The organism is Phaeodactylibacter xiamenensis, from assembly GCF_000759025.1.
GTDB lineage: Bacteria > Bacteroidota > Bacteroidia > Chitinophagales > Saprospiraceae > Phaeodactylibacter > Phaeodactylibacter xiamenensis.
In genome coordinates this window covers 1-18834 of sequence record NZ_JPOS01000006.1, presented here as the reverse complement: position 1 = coordinate 18834, position 18834 = coordinate 1, and the positions used below count along the sequence as shown (strand labels likewise).

Here is an 18834-nt window from a genome sequence, read left to right as displayed (position 1 = left end):
TCTAGGGGCGTACAACGATTAGCCGTTTTGTAACAAGTGTCTTGCCGCGGCTATCCGCGATGCTGTAAAAATAGGTGCCTTTGCGCAATGCAGAAATATCCACTTTCTCCGTGCGCCCGCCGTCTACGTAATAACGCCGGGACCATTCCTTCACACCCAGAATGTTGAAGATACTCACAGTGTAGTTGTCGGCTGGCAGGTTGGCAAACTCAAAACGGACATTCACAATCGCCGGGTTGGGGTAGGCGTAGACGCCAGGCAGAGCGGTTTCTACCGGGCGCAGGCTGGAGGTCGTTCCCGCCTTATAAGTGACGCTGCTAATGGTGGCTCCTTCGTTTAGCGTTTGTACTTCAGCAATAGGCTCTACCGCTTCATTGCTGAAGAAGCGATAGCTGATCGTGGTGCGGGGCTCAAGCGCTTCCAGCTGTAGTAATTCAAGCGCAATATCCGTAATGTCAAACCAGTTGAAGAAACCAATCTTGGCATCCAGGCGGATCTGCTGTTCTTCTGTCCGCTTCTCACGCAGTACATCATAGATGCCTCCGGGAATGGTCAAAGTACCCCAGGCATCTGCTTCTTCGGTGCGCTCGGAATTAAGGCGTATACGAATGGAATCCGGAGAAATGGGCAGTAAGTCCGTTATCTGATCCGGCAAATCATCGGCAGAGAAAGCAAAGCTGATATTGGTGCCTGACGTATTGACATCCAGGTACTGTAGAGGTGCCCGCCGTTCAATGAGGGGGGGCTCGTAGCGGAAAATGCCTTCTATGCCCAGCCCAGCAGGGTCTTCTCCGTAAAAGCCCAGCAGTTCCACTTTACCGGCGGTGGTCCGGTAGAAAAAGTTGGCATTATCTCCCACCACCGCATAGTCTGCTCCGGGGAAGCCAAAGTAGCCATCCGCCTGCTGCACCGTCACTACAGGAGTGGTGTTGACAAAAGCGGATTGCAGCGTGGTGAAATTCCAGCTTTGGTTAGCCGCAGCGTCCTCCAGGTCAATGCCGGAGGGAAGGTTGTCCACAGAGACACGCAGGGAATCCCCAACCTGTGGAAAGGTGCCGTTTTGTATGACGGGCTGTGCGGCCAGTCCAATACAACTAAAAACAGCAAGTATAGTGGATAGTACAGAATGCTTCATAAGGATGATTTCTTAGTGGTCCGGAACTGCAAAGGTAAGCATTAAAGCAATACGCCGAAAGCGGCCGCCGGCCCTGATTTTTGGCCGCCCGGTCGGAAAGGGCTATTTATTTCATCGATAAGCAGTAGTCGTTCATAGAAGATACTAGGTGTTGGCAGGTACCTTGTATTGCATGGTACTTGGTTAGGTTGTATATTTGTGGACATGAAAGCTAAAGATCTGAATAAAACCCGACAGCAGCTGGTCCGGCAGATGCGGCGTGGCGTTCTGGAGCTTTGCGTACTGGCGATCGCAGCGAAGAAGGAAGCGTATCCTTCTGACATCATCGCCGAGCTCAAAGCCTCAGAACTCATCGTCGTGGAGGGGACACTCTATCCGCTGCTCAGCCGCCTGAAAGATCAGGGGCTGCTGGAGTACAACTGGCGGGAGTCCAATATGGGCCCGCCCCGCAAATACTACTCCATTACCGAAACCGGCCGTACATTCCTTGCCGAATTACTGCAGACCTGGGGCTCCCTGGTGCAGGCGGTCGATCATTCCACGCAAAACTTCAACCACGATGAATAAGGTACAGCAAATCAACCTGGGCGGTGTACCATTTACTATTGATGAGGATGCCCTCGAACACCTTACCCGGTACCTCGATACCATACACGCCCACTTCAGGCAATCTGACGGGTACGAAGAAATCACTCAGGATATCGAAGCCCGCATGGCAGAGCTTTTTCAGGAAGGCATGGGGCAACGGCAGATTGTCACGCTGAAGGATGTCAGGGATGCTATAGTCATCATGGGCACGCCCGAAGACTTCGGCGCAGAGCCTATCGATGAAACCCTGTCAGAAGAAGGCTCCGAGCGGGCGCACCGCCGTACGCATGATTACCGGACCGGGCGCCGCCTGTTCCGCAATCCCGAGGATGAAGTAATCGGTGGGGTGTGTTCTGGTATCGCCGCCTACTTTGGTATCAGTGACCCGCTTTGGATCCGGCTGGTCTTCATCGTTGTGACTATTTCAGGAGGTTTTGGCATACCAGCTTATATTATCCTCTGGGCCATTTTGCCAAAAGCGGAAACGGCCAGCGACCGCCTCGCCATGCGCGGAGAACCGATCAATGTTTCCAATATCGGCCGCATCATAGAGGAAGAGATTGAGCATATCTCCAGTAAGGTCTCTGAATTTGGCAATGAGTTTGGCGGTAAAAAAAAAGGCGCAACCGGTGGTGGAACGCTAGGTGAGGTTTTACGGCAAATCGTCTCTTTCATTGGTAAAGTTGTAGCCATACTGATTAAGTTGATCAGTAACCTTTGGAAGCCTTTGCTTATCCTGTTTGGTGCGCTGATTGCACTGGGTTTGCTGGCTTCCTGGATCGCCATGTTTACTGGCGGCGTCTTCTTCTGGCCTTATGTGGATTACTTTGCGCCGGAGTGGCCTATGGTGACGATGCTGGGCGCCTTCAACATCCTGATGATTATCGGTGTGGTGCTCCTTAGTGCCGGGCTTTCCATAGTGCGCACCTTGTACGGAACCCGTATGAGCCGGCCCTGGCAAATCGGGCTTACCGCATTCTGGGTGCTGAATATTGTTAGCTTTTTCGGGGTCATGGCCTTTATGGCGCGTGATTTCAGCAACGAGGCTCACCTGGACCGCCGAGTTGAGCTCACTGCTATCACCACCGATACCCTCAATTTCCGGATTGATGAAGCGGTGCCGGGCAATGATGAATTCAATATTGATGGCGAACTTTTCTTTTACCACGATGCCCTGATCAGCGATAATGTGGACATTGAAATCCGGAAGGGCGAGAGCGAAGGCTTTGTGCTCGAAGAGCGGCTGGAGTCCCGCGGCACTAACCTGGCGATGGCCGAAGAACTCGCTGCTGCCATCAACTACCAGGAGCGGGTAACGGCTGATGCGCTTACCGTACCGACTTATTTCAAAATTTCGCGCGGTACGAAGTGGCGCGTGCAGGGCGTGCGGGCTATCCTGGAAATACCGGTGGGCAAATTCATCCGCTTTGATGGGGAAACCCGCTTCTACATCGACGATGCGGACAAAGAGAACTATCGCCCCCGCATCTACGACAACCCCGGCAGCACCTGGCAAATGACCGAAGCGGGGCTGCAGTGCCTGGATTGCACAGAAGAATAACAAATATAAGTCACCCGACTGAAACCGAGTACCCATTGCCCCGTGAAGGGATGCAATGGGTATTTTTGCTACAGCTCCTGCCGGTCCAGCATCTTCCAGGGGTTCATCCGCTGTAGGTCCAGCTGAAATCCGATGCGGGTGAAGTAATTGCCCCGCTCCTCAAGCTGATCAGCGATATTCTTAGAGCTAATGAGCGGGAAATAGACCGCCAGGCGCTCGTCAAACAGTTCCAGCATCAGGCCTCCGTTCCACATGAATTGATCGGAAAAAGAAGGGTCGCCTCCAATGGAATGCTGGTCACTAAAGTAGCCGATATCCAGATAGGGTTTGAGCGGGATCCCCAGCATCGCCTGACTGGGCAGGTCTGCTTTGAAATTGGCGGCAAGGATGAAGTTATTGCTGCGGCCCAGTCCTGGATTGTGAGGCAACGGCACCTTGAACCCACCGTCTCTGCGGCTAATCTGCTGTGACCAGATGCCTTCTGTCTCATTTCTGCCCAGGTAGAGATCGTCGAAGCGGTAATCGTTCCCTCCGTTAGAGGATAGGTTGAAAGCGACCGGGCTAACCACCTGCGATTCCCGGAAAGTGCTGTACAAAAAGTAGCCGGCAAACACACGGAGGTGCACCGCCTCCCGCTTACTGTAATTGAAGTTCCAGTCGATCTCAAAAGCGGCTTTCACATAGCGGTCATCGGCTCCCAAGACATTCTCAAAGGCCTGATGCTCCAAAGCAGCGGACCACTGATAGGGATTGATTTTCCGGCGTTGCTCATAGGTGAACCGGGCCTCCTGCAGCCACTGCGTCTCATAGTCTCTTGCCAGCGGTTCGGTAGGGCTTCGGAAGTCCAGGGTCTCCGACCGCAACCAAATGCCGCGCAATTGAAGGCGGGCGTAGGTATTGTCTGTGGGGTCGGGCGCAAAATCAAAGCGCAGGTAAGGCTGAAGGCGCTCGTAACCGATAGGCTCCTCCTCATTGAAGCGGGAAAGGATATCGGTATGGAAGCGCTGCCCGGTGATGCCCAGGCGTATGCGGTGCAGTGAGCGCTGCTTTCGGGGATAAATATTGTAATGCAGCGCCCCCAGGCCAGTTAGATCACGGCTACCAAAGCCATACATGGGCGCTGCCCGCCATTCCAGCCGCTGTTCGGGCAGGGTGTGGTTACTCAGCACGAGGCCCGCCATGAGCTTGTCATAGTTGTTCCAGCCCAGGGCGGGGCTCCAAAGGATATTGCCACGGGTGTCATTGGTGGCTGCGGGAAGGAAGGTGAAATCCGGGCGTCGGATCCCTTTCAGCGGGCCATCCAGCCGGTAGTAGTTGTTGCGGCGGTAGAGCTCCGGGGCATGCCGCTCCGCATCAATGACCAGCAAATCGCCGGCTGTTTTATCAATGCGCAGCATACGCTTGCCGCTAAAGCCTTTGGACCATGTCGTGGCCACCACCGTATCACCCTTTACAATGGACAGCGCAACCGGGCTTTCAATAGTGCCACGGTTGGCGACTTCCACCCGGTACGACTGACTTTGATTTTCAACCTTCGTAATGGCATAGTCGATGTGCCCTTTGCTTCCTATCAGCCCTGCAAATAGCCAGTCCAGGTCTTGCTCCAGGGCTTCCTCCAATGACTGCTGCAAATCCCCGGGCTGCGGATGCCGGAACTGCCACTTTTGGTAGTAAGCATGCATAGCGCTGTCCAGGGCTTGAGTGCCTGCGTAGCCTTCCAGCAAATCCAGAGCCAGTGGTGGCAAAATGTACGCGCTTACGAGGTAGTTGATAGGCTTGAACGCATCGGAATGGGTTTCCGGAGGTTGATGCAGGTGTCGGCGGGCCTGGAAAAGGTAGCCAAACTCCCGCTCATTCATGGGGGTGCTGCGCAGTAGGTACTCAAGAACACCTTCGCCTTCGCTGTCTGCGTAGTAGGTTTGGGCATATCGCTCTTCATAATAACTGTTCAGCCCCTCGTCCATCCAGGCGTGGTCGCGCTCATTGGAGGCCAGGATACCGTAGAACCAGTTGTGCCCCACCTCGTGCGTGATGACCATGTCCAGCGACTCGGCACTGCCCACCCCGCCAATATTGGTGACCATAGGGTACTCCATGCCGCCACCTGCGCCCAGGGTAGTCTGCACGGCCGTAGCTTGCGGATAGGGGTATTCCCCAACCTTTTCGGAGTAAAACTCCAGTGCTCGCTTGACGTAGAAGGCCCCTTTGTCCCAGTAGTCCTGGTCTTCGGCTGCGAAAAACGCCCAGGCCTCCACGATTTTGCCGGAAGGCAGGGTAGCTGTATCGTGGCGCACCTGAAAGCGCTTGTCGGCAAACCAGGCGAAGTCGTGCACATTTTCGGCCGTGTACATCAGGGTTTTGAATGCTTTTGCGGAAGGTGGAAAAGCCCTGTTTGCATCCTCAGGAAGCGGCTGCCGGCTGAGTGCGAGCAGGCGTTGGCGCTCGGCCTCATTTTGCAAAGTGCCGGTGGCGCCCACCTGATAGTTTGCCGGCAGGGTGATGCTGACTTCGTAGTTGCCAAATTCCGAATAAAACTCGCCCATATCGAGGTAGGGCATGGGGTGCCAGCCTTCGTTGTCATACACGGCAGGCTTGGGATACCACTGTGTGATGGAGTAGCTTTGGTCCACATGGCCGAGGCGGGAGAAGATATAGGGCAAATCCACCCGGAATGGGGTGTTGATTTCCACCTGTGCATCCGGGGGCAGCGACTGGGGAAGCACCAGAATGGCAATATCAATATGCTCGGGGTGGTAGCTCCAGGTTACGGCCTCGCCATCCGCGGTGAAGCTGAGGGAGTCTATGCCGCCGAGCTGATCTCTACGGGCAAAGTGGAAGTCTGTCTCGCCCATGCGCCGGGCCTGCTTCGCGTAAGCGGTTTGCTGATTGCGGTAAGCATTAGGCCAGAGGTGGAAGTAGAGGGTGTCGAGGGCTTCCGGGGCATTATTGTGGTAAATGAGGTTGAGGTGCCCTTGCAGTACATGCGCCTGATCATCGAGGCGGACATCAATGCGGTAGTCGGCCTGCTGTTGGAAGTAGGGGGACTGGGCTTGCAGCAGAGTACACCACAGCAGGGCGAAGAGCACGATTATTTTTTTCATAGCTTCAGTATTCAAGTGGACTGCTAAAATAGGTCAATTCCTGAAAGGTTCATGGGGTTGAGCCGCAGTAAATTAATCTGGAAGGAGATGCGTTCTCCAAAACTCCATCTTTGCAGGGCTTCGTCATAGTTGCCCGAAAAGACAAGCGGGCAGTAGATCGCCAGGGTCTCATCGGCAATATCCAGCATAACACCACCACTCCAGACGAGCGGCTCAGCCGTTTCCCCTTCAGGATCATAAATTCCGATGTCAAAGTAAGGCTTGATGGGGATACCGAATGCCATTTTACGGGGCAGTCCGGCTTTCAGATTGAGGCTTAGAATGTAGTGGTTGCTTTGTCCAAACGAGTGGAATCGTGTTGGAGGGGTGGACCGGAAGAATCTCGGTGGAGGTATGGACCGGAATCCACCTTCCCGGGTATAGGTTTGTTGAATGACCTGCCGTGCATAATTTTGCCGGTCAATGTAGAGCTCATCGTAAAAGAAGTCGTTCCCAGCGGCAGGTATGAGGTTCAGAGACAGGAAAGGGCTTGTCGTCTCGGACCAGCGGTACCCTGCAAAAAAACGGTAATCAACCGCTGCGGTGCGGCAGTAGGGCAGGGTTTGCTCAAAGGAGAGGTGTAGCCGGTTGGTACGCCAGTCACCATCGTGAATTACTGAAAGCCTGAATGGACGGACAGCCTGTTTCTGCACGGCCTCGAAGCTGAACCTGTAAAAGCCGCTTCCGGTAGTGTGACCTGGAGCAAACCAGCCAAAATCAGGATCGATTTGTGAGGCTTCGGTATCCAGAAAGATAATTTCAGGTTTGAAATTGAGCGTAAGACCGCGTTGGCCCAGTGGTTTACTGTTGAGGCTTGCGGATATAGCCAGGCGCTGGTACATGGGTACGCCTATGAATTCATTTGCTGGCTGATGGCCAAACTGACGTGCATTGATTGCAAAGGAGGTACGTTGTAGCCATTTGTTGTTCAAGTGAAAAAAGTTATACCGTAATCCAAGTAGGCCCACAATTGTTTGGCCTTTAGTACTGTAAAATGGCATCACCATCCACTCCAGCTTCTGGGCGAGTGGGGAGACATTATGCAACAACAGCCCCGCCATACTCTGGTCGTAATAGTTATACCCCGGCAGGGGGCTCCAGAAAAGCGTAGGGCGCTCATCATCGGGTACACCTGCCAGCCACTTGAAGTGGAATGGCCGGGCAAAGTTAGCGGTACGCCTGCGGTTGTACATGGGGATGCGCCGTTCCGGGTCGAGCATCAGCCCCTTACCGCGGTTGGGCAACCTGAAAGTCTTGGTACCGGTGAATCCTTCTTTCCAGATAATCTGACTGATGCTTTCCCGCCGCGTGCCTAACCCTATGGGCAGGGGCGGTGCACTTTGCCCATTGTTCCGCACAGTCAGGCTGATAGACCGACCGGTGGAGGAGATGCTTTTTATCTTATAGCGCACCTTTGCATTGGAGCCAATCAGCCCGTCGAACAGCCAGCTTAGTTCGGTTTGGCTCTCGGCTTCCAACACTTTTCGTAAATCTCCGGGCTTCGGATGCCGGAATTGCCAGGTTTTATAGTAGGCTTGCATGGCCTGATCGAAGGTGGGCTTGCCGAGAAAACCTTCCAGCAGCCGAAAGCTCTGTGCCGGCTTTTGGTAGGCCCCAATGTAGTAATTGACCGGATTGAATGCCTCTGCGGGAGTATCGGGAGCCTGATCCTGCCCGCGCCGGGCCTGAATCAGATAGGGCAGCTCTTCTTCAGGAATACCGGAGTTGCCCATCAACAGCCGGGGTAGCTGCCTTTCCGGTTGAGGGTAAAACGCCTGTCGGTAACGCTCTTCATAATAACTATTCAGCCCCTCATCCATCCAGGCGTGGTCGCGCTCATTGGAGGCGAGGATGCCATAGAACCAGTTGTGCCCTACCTCATGCGTGATGACCATGTCCAGCGACTCGGCACTGCCCCCCCCGCCAATATTGGTGACCATAGGGTACTCCATGCCGCCGCCTGCGCCCAGGGTAGTCTGCACGGCCGTAGCTTGCGGATAGGGGTATTCCCCAACCTTTTCGGAGTAAAACTCCAGTGCCCGTTTGACGTAGAAGGCCCCTTTGTCCCAGTAGTCCTGATCTTCGGCTGCGAAAAACGCCCAGGCCTCCACGGTTTTGCCGGAAGGCAGGGTAGCTGTATCGTGGCGCACCTGAAAGCGCTTGTCGGCAAACCAGGCGAAGTCGTGCACATTTTCGGCCGTGTACATCAGGGTTTTGAATGCTTTTGCGGAAGGTGGAAAAGCCCTGTTTGCATCCTCAGGAAGCGGCTGCCGGCTGAGTGCGAGCAGGCGTTGGCGCTCGGCCTCATTTTGTAAAGTACCGGTGGCGCCCACCTGATAGTTTTCCGGCAGGGTGATGCTGACTTCGTAGTTGCCAAATTCCGAATAAAACTCGCCCATATCGAGGTAGGGCATGGGGTGCCAGCCTTCGTTGTCATACACGGCAGGCTTGGGATACCACTGTGTGATGGAGTAGCTTTGGTCCACATGGCCGAGGCGGGAGAAGATATAGGGCAAATCCACCCGGAATGGGGTGTTGATTTCCACCTGTGCATCCGGGGGCAGCGACTGGGGAAGCACCAGAATGGCAATATCAATATGCTCGGGGTGGTAGCTCCAGGTTACGGCCTCGCCATCCGCGGTGAAGCTGAGGGAGTCTATGCCGCCGAGCTGATCTTTACGGGCAAAGTGGAAGTCCGTCTCGCCCATGCGCCGGGCCTGCTTTGCGTAAGCAGTTTGCTGATTGCGGTAGGCATTGGGCCAGAGGTGGAAGTAGAGGGTGTCGAGTGCTTTCGGGGCATTATTGTGGTAAATGAGGTTGAGGTGCCCTTGCAGTACATGCGCCTGATCATCGAGGCGGACATCAATGCGGTAGTCGGCCTGCTGTTGGAAGTAGGGGGCCTGAGCAGCACTGCTAAAAGTACCAACGAGCAGGATTGGGATCAGGAAGTTGAGACGCATACGTTATCTTGTGGGCATTAAATAATGAATGATGAAGATAGCGAAATCAATCAGTACTGTTTTATTGTTCCTCGCGTTTTGTCAGCCGCTTGCCGCTCAGGATACGTCAGATAGCCTGGGGCTGCCTCAGGAATGGATTGGGAAATGGGGAGGCACATTGGAAATCTACAGCCTGCAGGGCAAGCAGCAGGAGTTGCCGATGGAACTGCACATTCTGCCCAGAGACTCCTTTTACACCTACAGTATCATCTACGGAGCGGATAAAGAAGAAGGGCTTCGGGATTATCTGCTTAAGCCGGTCCGCCCGGAAATGGGCTGGTATAAAATCGATGAGCAAAACACCATTGAAATGGATGTATATCTGCTCAATGGCAAAATGTACAGCCGGTTTGATGTGATGGGCAGCTTATTGCTGAGTACAGCTGAAGTAAAAGAGGGCGTGATGACCTACGAAATCATCTCCGGGAAACTCGAAGCCATCCGTACTACCGGCAACCAAACCTTCGAAGGGGAGGACATCCCCGAGGTCAACTCTTTTCCTATACAGGTACGGCAGGTCGCTTACCTGCGGCGGCTCTGATTTGCGCCCGGATTTTTTCGGCGAAGGGGTGGAAATGAACCTCCAGGCTGTGTCGCCGGGCTTGTTTGAACTCCTGCTCGATTTCATCGCACTCGGCTTCTGCAAGTTGTTCCAGATTGTCCGGCAACGGCCACCTGTCTGTGATGTGCAAGGCCGTCAGTTGGGCCTGTAAGTCAGACAAGGGCCAGATGCACCCTTGCGGCTGCACCAGCCCAATGAAAAAGACGTTGGGGTGCCCGGGCGCCATCATGCGCAGGTAGAGCGGAATGCGGTAGGCATCTTCAAAGTCAAACAGCCCCGGCTCGAAAAAGGGAAAGGCAATTTTGTATCCAGTTGCGGCAATGACCGTATCAAATTCCGCGCTGCTGCCATCAGAAAAGTGGACAGTTTGGTCTTCAAAGCGCTCCACACCGGCTTTGGGGCTTACCCGCCCGTGCCGGATGCGGTAAAGGAGTTCCGAGTTGAGGGTGGGGTGAGCAGCTGTGATCGGGTATTCGGGGGTCTTCAGCCCGTAGCGCTCATATTTGCCGATTTGTAATTGAAGGCTGAGCTTTTGTATGGGCGCCCGAAGGAAACCTGGAATACGCTGTAGCAAAGCGTTATACGTATCGGTGGGCTTCCCCATGAGAAATTTAGGGATGATGTAAGTGGGGCGGCGCAGGCTGATGGCCGTGGATTCGGCGACCCGGCTGGCTTCCACGGCACAGTCGCAACCCGAGTTGCCCGCCCCGATGACCAGCACCCGCTTTCCCGCAAAGGGGCTATTGGTCTTGAAGCTGTGGGAATGCATATACTCTCCGGTAAAAGTACCCGGTATATCGGGCCAGCGGGGTACGGAGTGGTGTCCGTTGGCGACCAGGAGGTAGTCAAAGGTGCGTTCGGTGCCATCGCTAAGGGTGAGTTGCCACCGGTGGTTAGGAAGCTCAACCGCTTGTTCAACAGCCGTATTGAATTGTATGTACTGTTCCAGATTGAACGCCCTTGCATAATCCTGAAAATAAGCCAGTACCTGCTTATGCGAAGGATAGTCCGGATAGTGGCTGGGCATAGGGAAGCCCTCAAAAGCAGAAAGTTCTTTTGAAGAAATGATGTGGGTGGTTTCGCAAACGCTGGAGTGGGACTCCCCGGCGGTGAAGACCCAGTTGCCGCCGATTTGATCGTTCTTCTCGTAGCAGGTGATGTCCGTCAGACCGGCATCCTGCATATTCTTAATGGCGGCCAGGCCCGAACAGCCCGCCCCGATAATCGCTACACTTTTTGGCATATTGCCTGATTTTTGACGGTTAATATAAGCAGAATTCGAAGAGTGCAACGGGAATATACCGTAGCTTTGTGGCCATAAACGCGAAAATGACCATGAAACAACTACTCTGCTTTTTTCTGTTGTCCCCATTGTTGCTCTCTGCCCAGAATGCAGGTACGGTCTGGTACTTTGGTGCAGCTGCCGGGCTGGACTTCTCCGGTGGCAATCCCGTACAGGTGCCTGGAGGTGCTATGGAAACCTTTGAAGGCTGCGCTATTGTCTCCGATGCGGAGGGCAATGTGCTCTTCTACACCAATGGGGGTGGCCGGGACCCGGAGCAATCTGGGCAGACCTCCGGGAAAATCTGGAACCGTAACAATGAATTTATGTACGATATGGGCGGCACCGAAGGCGGTGGGTTCAGTGCAGCGCAGTCCGCCCTGATACTGCCAAAGCCGGGGGCAGATGAGGTGTACTACCTGTTCACGATGGAAGAAGTGGAGTTTGACATTGGCGGTAGCGTGCCGGGGCAGCCGCAGGGTCGGGGCTTATCCTACTTTGAGGTAGATATGGCGCTCAATGGCGGGCTGGGCGGCGTCACGGTAGCCGACCAACGGGTGTACGTACCCGCTTTCGAAGGCCTCACGGGCACTATTCACCAAAATGGGACCGACTACTGGGTCGTTATTGTGGATGCCGTTCCCGAGAACAATCAGCTCCTGGTTTTCCCTCTTACAAGCGAAGGTGTTACGGATACGCTGGCTTTCCCCTTTGACGGCACGATTACGGGACAGCTCGATATCTCGCCCAACGGGCAGTGGCTGCACTGTGCGGGCACCGTTTTCCCCTTCGATAATGCCACCGGGCAAATTGATACGGCCAATATCATCGACCTGACGCCTATGCCCGACCACAGCCGGGACGCCGCTTCTTTCTCGCCAAGTAGCCAATTTCTCTATTTTGTGGAAAACACACCCGCTGGCCGCGTAATGGTGCAGTACGATTTGGAATCGGAGGAGGTGGAAGACAGCCGTTCAATAATCGTCAACCTACCGGACAAACGCCTGACCGGTCAAATGCAAATGGCGGTGGATGGTAATATTTACTTACTGGAGCGCGATTTTTTTCTGAGCGATGGGCCAACCCTATCCATTTTGGAATGCCCCGATACACAGGAGCCTCTGTTTATGCCGGATGTTTATATGCTGCCGGGTAGTGAGGATATCCCCTATTCCGGCCTGCCCAACTTTTCCGACCATATTTTTGCTACACAGCCACTCGAATTCGCCTTTGAGCAGGACACCCTGACCCTTTGCGAAGATGAACCGGCAACGCTTTCCGTCCCGGAATTCCCCGATGCAGACTACGCCTGGTCTACGGGCGATACGGCCACGGAGATCGAAGTGGGTCTGGACAGCCTGTACGCCCTGACTATCAGCACAGCCTGCGAGACGGTTGCGGATACCATCGCCATTGCGACCATAGACTGTGACACCAGTATCTGTATGATTGCGCTGCCCAATACCTTCACCCCAAACGGCGACAACACCAACGATACCTTTGGCCCGCTGAGTGACTGTGAAGAACCGGTCTTCCTAAACTTTCTGCTGCGCATTTACAACCGCTGGGGCAATCTCGTCTATGAAACTTCAGACGCCGCCCTGCCCTGGGATGGCGAACAGGACGGAGAGCCTGCGCCCACAGAGGTCTATTTCTACCTCATGCAGTATCAGGTAGAGCGGCAGGAAGCAGTGCAGACTTTGCAGGGGGATGTGACGTTGGTACGGTGATATACGCAATACGAAGTGGTCACCTACTGGCGCTGACGGCCAGCACGGGGAACGATAAATGTCGGGTCACTATCCAGACATTCATCGTCTGGGTCGTTGATCCAGACATTCATCGTCTGGGATCTTGGATTTGCGACATCGGCCACTGACGAAGCGCAGCTTGTCAGGGCAAGCGCGAGCCACTTCCCAGCGTAAATGCTGACCCTCCTGCCTTTAAGTATAGTCTCCAGTGGCCAAAGCCCACAAGTGAGGAGACACGGGCAAGCATTGAGTAGGTTTGCTGTGGCAAACCACTTAATCGTCAGTATAATTACAACTCCATCCCATCCAAATTCCCCAAATCCGGCTGCTGAAAGTGTTTTTTGATGTAGGCGGCCTGCAGTACGAGGCGGGCCAGGGCAAGCTAAAGGCATTTGAGCCCTACAACGCCCCGGAGCATTTAGTGGTCTGTCAAGTATTAAATAACGGGCAATCTATATAATATATTTCTAGTGGATTGAGCCGTAGATACTTGACAGTTAACGCCCAACGCTAGTAAGCGCTCAAGCGTGAAAAGACTGTCAACTATTTCGGTCTAGTCGCACTAGCCAGGTCAGCGCCCTGGTCGTACCAGGCTATTACATCTTCACCACCTTCTCCAAAGCTGTCCCACTCTCCCAGGTGATCTGCAGCCAGTACAACCCCGGCGGCAAATGGGAGATGTTGTAAGCATACCTGTACCGCCCTGCCCCTTCAGGCGTAGGGGGGCTATGCTTGGGAAGCCCAACCCGCTGCCCTCCGGCAGACCATAACTGTAGCCGGGCATTAGGTGAAGGCCCTTCCGCCCAGAGGAGGTCCCGGGCAGGGTTAGGGTAACAACGCCAGGGCGAAGGCTGGGCTGCAGCTCTGGTATTGGAGATGATCTCTATGTGGATGGTGGTGAGGCTGTCGCAGCCGTTAGCGGCAGGGTGCAACTGCGTGAAAGTAGTGTCCGTATAGAAGGCGCTGCCCATGAAAACAGCTCCTGGCACAAGAGCAGTGTCCAGCTCAACATAGCTATTGTTCCGGGCTTGGAGCGTGACTTGCAGGGTACTGTCACAGCCCTCTGCGGAGCGGTAGGCGAGGGTGTGCAGGCCCGGCCCGGGCAGTAGGGTATCGCCCCACCAAAAGGCTTCCCCTTCGCAAAAGAAGGTGTCTATGGCGCTTAAGCTGCTGTTGGTAAGGGCTAGTGAAACCTGTACGGTACTGTCACAGCCCTGTGCATTGAGGTAGGCAAAGATATATGTCCCTGGCTGTGGCAACAGGCTGTCCCCCCAGAGCAGCCCATCGCTGCCACTACAGAAAAAAGTATCGATTAAGCTGGTATCCGGGGCATAGGCTTCTACTTTGAGCACGGTGGTGCTGTCGCAGCCCGTTAGCGCCTGTGCAGGGAAGGTATAGGTGCCGGGCGCATTAATGAGGCTGTCCCCCCACAGCAATGGACTGCCTGCACAGTAGCCGGTATCGATGACGACAGGGGCTGGAGGGCAGTCCGGGGTTAGGAAAACGGTAGACTCGCAGCTTTGTGCTGGCCCAAATTGGTGGTTATAGGGGCGCACAGTGGCGTATGCGGTGGTGTTTTCAGGGAGCGGTGCCGTAGCGTGGAAAAAGGTGTCGAGCCCGACATCAGTTGGAGGCAGGAGGTCATCCTCCCCTGGGCTGCTGCCTATTTGGAAATAGTACCCATCGAAGCAGCCTTCGGCGGCAGCCCAGGAGAAGCTGGGGGACAAGGCGTTAGTGCCGAGCAATACGGGGGCAGGCCCGCATTCGGCAGCGCGCCCGCGGTAGCGGTAGATACGCCTTCTGCCTGATATAGCGTAACCCAGTGTGTCGTTGACCATTTGGAGTTCTCTTATTCTATTGTCGTTTTCATAGTCAAAAACATAAGACGTATCAATTGATAAATGTTGCCTTGCCCAGGTTTCGCCCCCGTCGCCGCTGTACGCAATAAACGGGATTAAAAAATTGGGAGAATCAGCTATCCATCCTCCTACCCAGCCTATACTATTGCTAGTAAATTGGGTTGTGAAACCGTAAGTTTCAGAGTTGTCTGTAACTGTATATTCTGACCAAGTATCCCCTCCATCCATTGTTTTACAGATTGTGTTGTTTTGGCATGGAATCCATCCAGTGTTTTGATCTAGAAAGAAGAAATCCAGTTCACTTGTAGGTAGTCCTAAATTCAAAGTATTCCATGTATCCCCCTTGTTGATAGTTTTCCATATTCGGGCTGAATTAGCGCTGCTGAATGCATGCCAGCCATAAAAATAGAGGACACTATCCGTTACAGCCTGAAAACCTCTGAAAGAAGGAATTCCATATTCTACATTGTTTCCTTTTTCTACCCAATTTGCCCCTCCATCTTGAGTATGAAAAATAGAGCCTTTGTCAACAGTTAGCCACCCCTCGTTTTCGTTGTTAAAAACAATGTAACGGATTACAGTCCCCCCTCCCTCTTGGGGGAGGTCTACGTCATCCCATGACCAGCCCTTGTCTTCTGTTTTATATACGCTATTTTTAAAGGACCCAATAAAAGCGGAGTTCTGATTAATGAGTTCAATGGAATATGGGTGAGAAATGGAGCTTGGCCAAGTCACGATGCTCCAAGAGTCCCCTTTGTCTTCTGTTCTTAGCCCTAGGCTTTGCCCTTGTTCTACAAGTGTGGCAACTACCCAAAATGCGGAGTCATTTAAGACTTCAAGGTTTGTAAAAACAATATTATTACCTCCATCGTAAATGATTTCCCAGCATTGGCTTTTGCCCTTGTTTATGCTGGCCATTATCAGTAAAGTGAGGAATATGGTACGCATAATAAAAGGATATATACCCAGCCCCGCATGTGCCGTGGGGCTGGGCAATTAAATTATATTAAAGTTTTATTGGCCTTTAATAACCTTGCCAGAAGTCAAGTCTTCACCTATCTTTACCTGATAGTAGTACACGCCATCCGGCCAGGTTGAAGTGGAAGCCTCGAGTGTTCCATCTGCTGAGCCCTGCCATTGCCAGACCTGCTGGCCAATACTGTTGAAAATAGTAACTGAGGTTTGTGCGCCTGAAGGAGTACTCCCAAGGTCGATCAGCAGCTTTTGACTGAAAGGGTTAGGGGAAACCAACACTTGTGCACCTAATGCTGATTTCTGTTCGTTGCTTTCTTCCAGCGGAGTGTTATCCGATTGCTGCAAGAAACCATTGCCCAGCTTCCCCCCGGAACGGATGGAAAGCGTGATCTTTTGCTTCGTCCCGTCTGCCATATAAGCAATGGGCTGTAGTGCAGCAGTATCAAGGCTAAACCCGGATAAATCTGCACTGCCGCTTACGAGTTTATCAAAGGATAAGGCAATAATACTTAACGCGGGGGGATAAATGGAAGATAGATTTTGCATAAAGTGTGAAGGGATTTTAGTTACAAAGAGCGCATTTGAGCAAGCAGCTGGAACGCGCTGTGATTACAATGTAGGCAAAAAACGACATAGTGCCAATTCCGGCGGAATAAGTTTAGGTTAATTAACGTTTGGTTTAGCTTTGTTTGGGGTTGTGAAAAATACCGGACGAGCTGATTTTACCAATCAAATATAGCGTGATGTATTTCTTTAGGGAAGAGAGCGCTCCCAAAAAAATGCGCAGGAAGAGCAGCTGTGCACGGTGCCTGGCTCAATGTCCGCATCAATGCCGGTGATATCGAGGACAAAGCCTGGGTGGAAGCCAAACTCTCAGCGGCTCAATCTATAGCTGCGAGGGCGGATGCCCTGGAGCAGGAAGTAATTGGGCTGGTGGAGCGGCATGTGGGGTGATGTGGTTATCACTCCACCTTCAAGAACTGCTCCGTTGCCCTGAGCTGCCCGCCTTCCAGGTACTGCACCACATACGCCCCCGCCGCCCAATCGTGCACGGGCACGACTACCGTACCCAAGGCTTCCTGTGCCGGGATAGTCTGCAAAAGCTGCCCCTGCACATCAAGTATGCGGAACACCCCATCGGGGGCAGGGCGGGCACCGCGCAGCTCAAAGTTGATAAAATCGCGGGCGGGGTTGGGGAAGAGGGCGAGCTGTGGCGGTGTGCCGGGCTCCGGCGCGGTGCTGTTGGGCAGGTGGCAGCCGGGCACGAGGCAGCCGTGCTCATCGAGCTTGAGGAGCCAGCCGTAGCGCAATGGGTGGACGCCCCCGTCATCGGGCGGGTCGATAGCGCCGCAGACGATGTAGCCGCCATCGGGGGTGGCTTTGAGGTCCATGGGCTCGGGGGCAAGCGGTTCCTCATCAAAAAGCGTGAAGTAGCGCACCCAAAGGCTGTCGCCTTGTGGGGAGGCCTTCATGAGCCAGGTGCCTTTCCTAAGCTCTCCAATAGACTCCGTCTCTGCGGTCCAACTGATGCCAAGGTACCCGCTTTGGTCTGTAGCCTCAACGATTTTGACCATGGAGAAGTTAGTCCACGGGAATTCGCCCCTAAACCCCCTGGTCCACTCCATCTGCCTATCGGCATTGAGCTTGAAGAAGCAGGGGTTCCAGTCTACGCGGCCGCTGCTGCTGTTGATGGCCGTCTCCACGCCTTTACCGGTTCCGACGATGAGGCTGCCGTCGGGGGTGGGGAGGAGGGAGCGTGCGGAGCTAAAAAGCTGGTTAGCTGGGGTCTTGTACAGCCATTTTTGGTTGCCTAAACTGTCTATCTGTAGGATTTGAGCCTGGCAGGTGAAATTTTGGTTGACTTGGCCGATGTTATGGCTAAAGGCGCCTATGGTGATATTCCCATTTTCATCTATGGTTTGTGATTCAGGGGTATTGTGCTCCGGTGCGGCGTAAATAAAACTATTTATTATTTCCCCTGCTGCGTTCAGGCGTAGCCAGTATATCTCGGAATTGCCCCCATCTGGATCGGCATCAATCCCTGAAATAAGTGAAATCTCATCGTTTTTATAAGGGCTGACATTTTGTGCTGCGGAGATAAAAGATTCTTCCGGATAGAAAGGGTTGATGTACTCTTTCGTGAATATAGTGTCCCCATTTCCATTGTATTTAATGAGCGCGATTTTGGGGATTGAATCTTTAGTAATCCCCATGGTAACGAAACTGGATTCATCCGTTGAAAAAAGGCCTGACCCCCAGGATTCATAGGATTTCTGTGGGGTGCCGAGCTTTTTGTGCCATAGGATTTCTCCTTCAAGGCTAAGTTTTAAAAAAAGATGGCCAACAGAAAAGATACTATCTGTTTCATGGGTAATTACTCCTGTAGCATAGTAGCAGCTATCAGTAGGCAAAACTTCTGTGATATTCAGAAAAGGGTATCCTGTATCTATTCTTTTGTTAAAAGTAGTGGTTTGTGCAAATGTAGTGCTGCACAATATCAGTAACAGGTGCCAAAGAAAGTTTTTCATAATAGAGGGGAAATTTGGAGCGCCGGTTTTAGCAGCCTTACTAAAACCGGCGCTATAGAATAGTTAGTCAATCAGCAGTACTTTCAATGCGGGAGAGCGGTAGCCCCCCTGCTGTAGGATGCAATAGTACAGCCCGCGTTGGTATCCAGCAGTTTGCCAAATTTGCTGGACGGTACCTAGGCCACAGCGTAGCGTAGCGGCATGCTTGCCCTGCATATCGTAAATCAGCAACTGTGCAGGCTGCTGCGGGTCCGGCAATTGGTATCGGAAAGCGACCTGCTCCCGGGCGGGGTTGGGCAGTGCCGATAAGGGCTGTGCCCGTTCCTGCGGCTGCGTGGCAGGCCCGCTGCCGGGCAGGGTATAGAGCCCCTGCACATTTGGCGACTGCGGTACAATGCGGTAGTCGTAGCCGTAGAAGGTATTGAGCAGGCCACGGGCGAAGGCCGCCGCGCGG

At 53.5% G+C, this 18834-nt stretch carries 12 protein-coding genes and 2 pseudogenes; 5 read left to right on the top strand and 9 right to left on the bottom strand.

Features of this window, described 5'->3' with window-relative positions; translation table 11 throughout:
* Position 1: 1 nt before the first annotated feature.
* On the bottom strand, positions 2 to 1135 hold the full coding sequence (locus tag IX84_RS02280; protein ID WP_044216240.1) for a T9SS type A sorting domain-containing protein: 1134 nt from the start codon (positions 1133 to 1135) through the stop codon (positions 2 to 4).
* 204 nt (positions 1136 to 1339) lie between these two features.
* On the opposite strand from IX84_RS02280, the gene IX84_RS02275 reads away from it, so the two are divergent.
* Both IX84_RS02275 and IX84_RS02270 read left to right on the top strand, forming a co-directional pair.
* Positions 1340 to 1702 (top strand): PadR family transcriptional regulator, encoded by a 363-nt coding sequence (locus IX84_RS02275; RefSeq protein WP_044216239.1) that lies wholly within the window; start codon positions 1340 to 1342, stop codon positions 1700 to 1702.
* On the top strand, positions 1695 to 3284 hold the full coding sequence (locus IX84_RS02270; protein ID WP_044216238.1) for a PspC domain-containing protein: 1590 nt from the start codon (positions 1695 to 1697) through the stop codon (positions 3282 to 3284). The genes IX84_RS02275 and IX84_RS02270 overlap by 8 nt, the downstream gene beginning before the upstream one ends.
* A 68-nt stretch (positions 3285 to 3352) precedes the next feature.
* Here the strand turns inward: IX84_RS02270 and IX84_RS30580 are convergent, their stop codons facing one another.
* Together IX84_RS30580 and IX84_RS30575 are read right to left on the bottom strand one after the other, a co-directional pair.
* Positions 3353 to 6385: a M1 family metallopeptidase gene (locus tag IX84_RS30580; RefSeq protein WP_052515698.1), complete on the bottom strand. Its 3033-nt coding sequence runs from the start codon at positions 6383 to 6385 to the stop codon at positions 3353 to 3355.
* 23 nt (positions 6386 to 6408) lie between these two features.
* On the bottom strand, positions 6409 to 9384 hold the full coding sequence (locus IX84_RS30575) for a M1 family metallopeptidase (protein ID WP_052515697.1): 2976 nt from the start codon (positions 9382 to 9384) through the stop codon (positions 6409 to 6411).
* Positions 9385 to 9412: 28 nt separating this feature from the next.
* Here IX84_RS30575 and IX84_RS02255 point away from each other — a divergent pair, with 28 nt between their 5' ends.
* Positions 9413 to 9964, top strand: coding sequence for a 2OG-Fe(II) oxygenase family protein (locus IX84_RS02255; protein ID WP_152604886.1), 552 nt, complete (start codon positions 9413 to 9415; stop codon positions 9962 to 9964).
* Here IX84_RS02255 and IX84_RS02250 read toward each other — a convergent pair.
* Positions 9924 to 11228 carry a flavin-containing monooxygenase gene (locus IX84_RS02250; protein ID WP_044216236.1) on the bottom strand — a complete coding sequence of 435 codons (1305 nt, stop codon included), beginning with the start codon at positions 11226 to 11228 and terminating at the stop codon, positions 9924 to 9926. The genes IX84_RS02255 and IX84_RS02250 overlap by 41 nt on opposite strands.
* Positions 11229 to 11320: 92 nt before the next feature.
* On the opposite strand from IX84_RS02250, the gene IX84_RS02245 reads away from it, so the two are divergent.
* Positions 11321 to 12997, top strand: a complete 1677-nt coding sequence (locus IX84_RS02245) for a gliding motility-associated C-terminal domain-containing protein (RefSeq protein WP_044216235.1) — start codon at positions 11321 to 11323, stop codon at positions 12995 to 12997.
* A 617-nt stretch (positions 12998 to 13614) separates the two neighbouring features.
* Here the strand turns inward: IX84_RS02245 and IX84_RS02240 are convergent.
* The 3 genes and pseudogenes from IX84_RS02240 to IX84_RS02235 all read right to left on the bottom strand — a co-directional run bounded on the left by IX84_RS02240 (position 13615) and on the right by IX84_RS02235 (position 16398).
* Positions 13615 to 14856, bottom strand: a complete 1242-nt coding sequence (locus IX84_RS02240; protein WP_238578219.1) for a T9SS type A sorting domain-containing protein — start codon at positions 14854 to 14856, stop codon at positions 13615 to 13617.
* 69 nt (positions 14857 to 14925) lie between these two features.
* Positions 14926 to 15795, bottom strand: a pseudogene (locus tag IX84_RS34470) (YCF48-related protein); the annotation flags it as partial.
* Positions 15796 to 15891: 96 nt separating this feature from the next.
* Positions 15892 to 16398 carry a T9SS type A sorting domain-containing protein gene (locus IX84_RS02235; protein WP_044216224.1) on the bottom strand — a complete coding sequence of 169 codons (507 nt, stop codon included), beginning with the start codon at positions 16396 to 16398 and terminating at the stop codon, positions 15892 to 15894.
* Positions 16399 to 16650: 252 nt separating this feature from the next.
* Here IX84_RS02235 and IX84_RS33230 point away from each other — a divergent pair, with 252 nt between their 5' ends.
* Positions 16651 to 16806: a cyclodeaminase/cyclohydrolase family protein gene (locus tag IX84_RS33230; protein WP_160213623.1), complete on the top strand. Its 156-nt coding sequence runs from the start codon at positions 16651 to 16653 to the stop codon at positions 16804 to 16806.
* 8 nt (positions 16807 to 16814) lie between these two features.
* Here the strand turns inward: IX84_RS33230 and IX84_RS02230 are convergent, their stop codons facing one another.
* Complete coding sequence (locus IX84_RS02230) at positions 16815 to 18380, bottom strand: T9SS type A sorting domain-containing protein (protein WP_044216222.1); 1566 nt, start codon at positions 18378 to 18380, stop codon at positions 16815 to 16817.
* 63 nt (positions 18381 to 18443) lie between these two features.
* A pseudogene (locus IX84_RS33225) lies at positions 18444 to 18834 on the bottom strand (hypothetical protein); the annotation flags it as partial.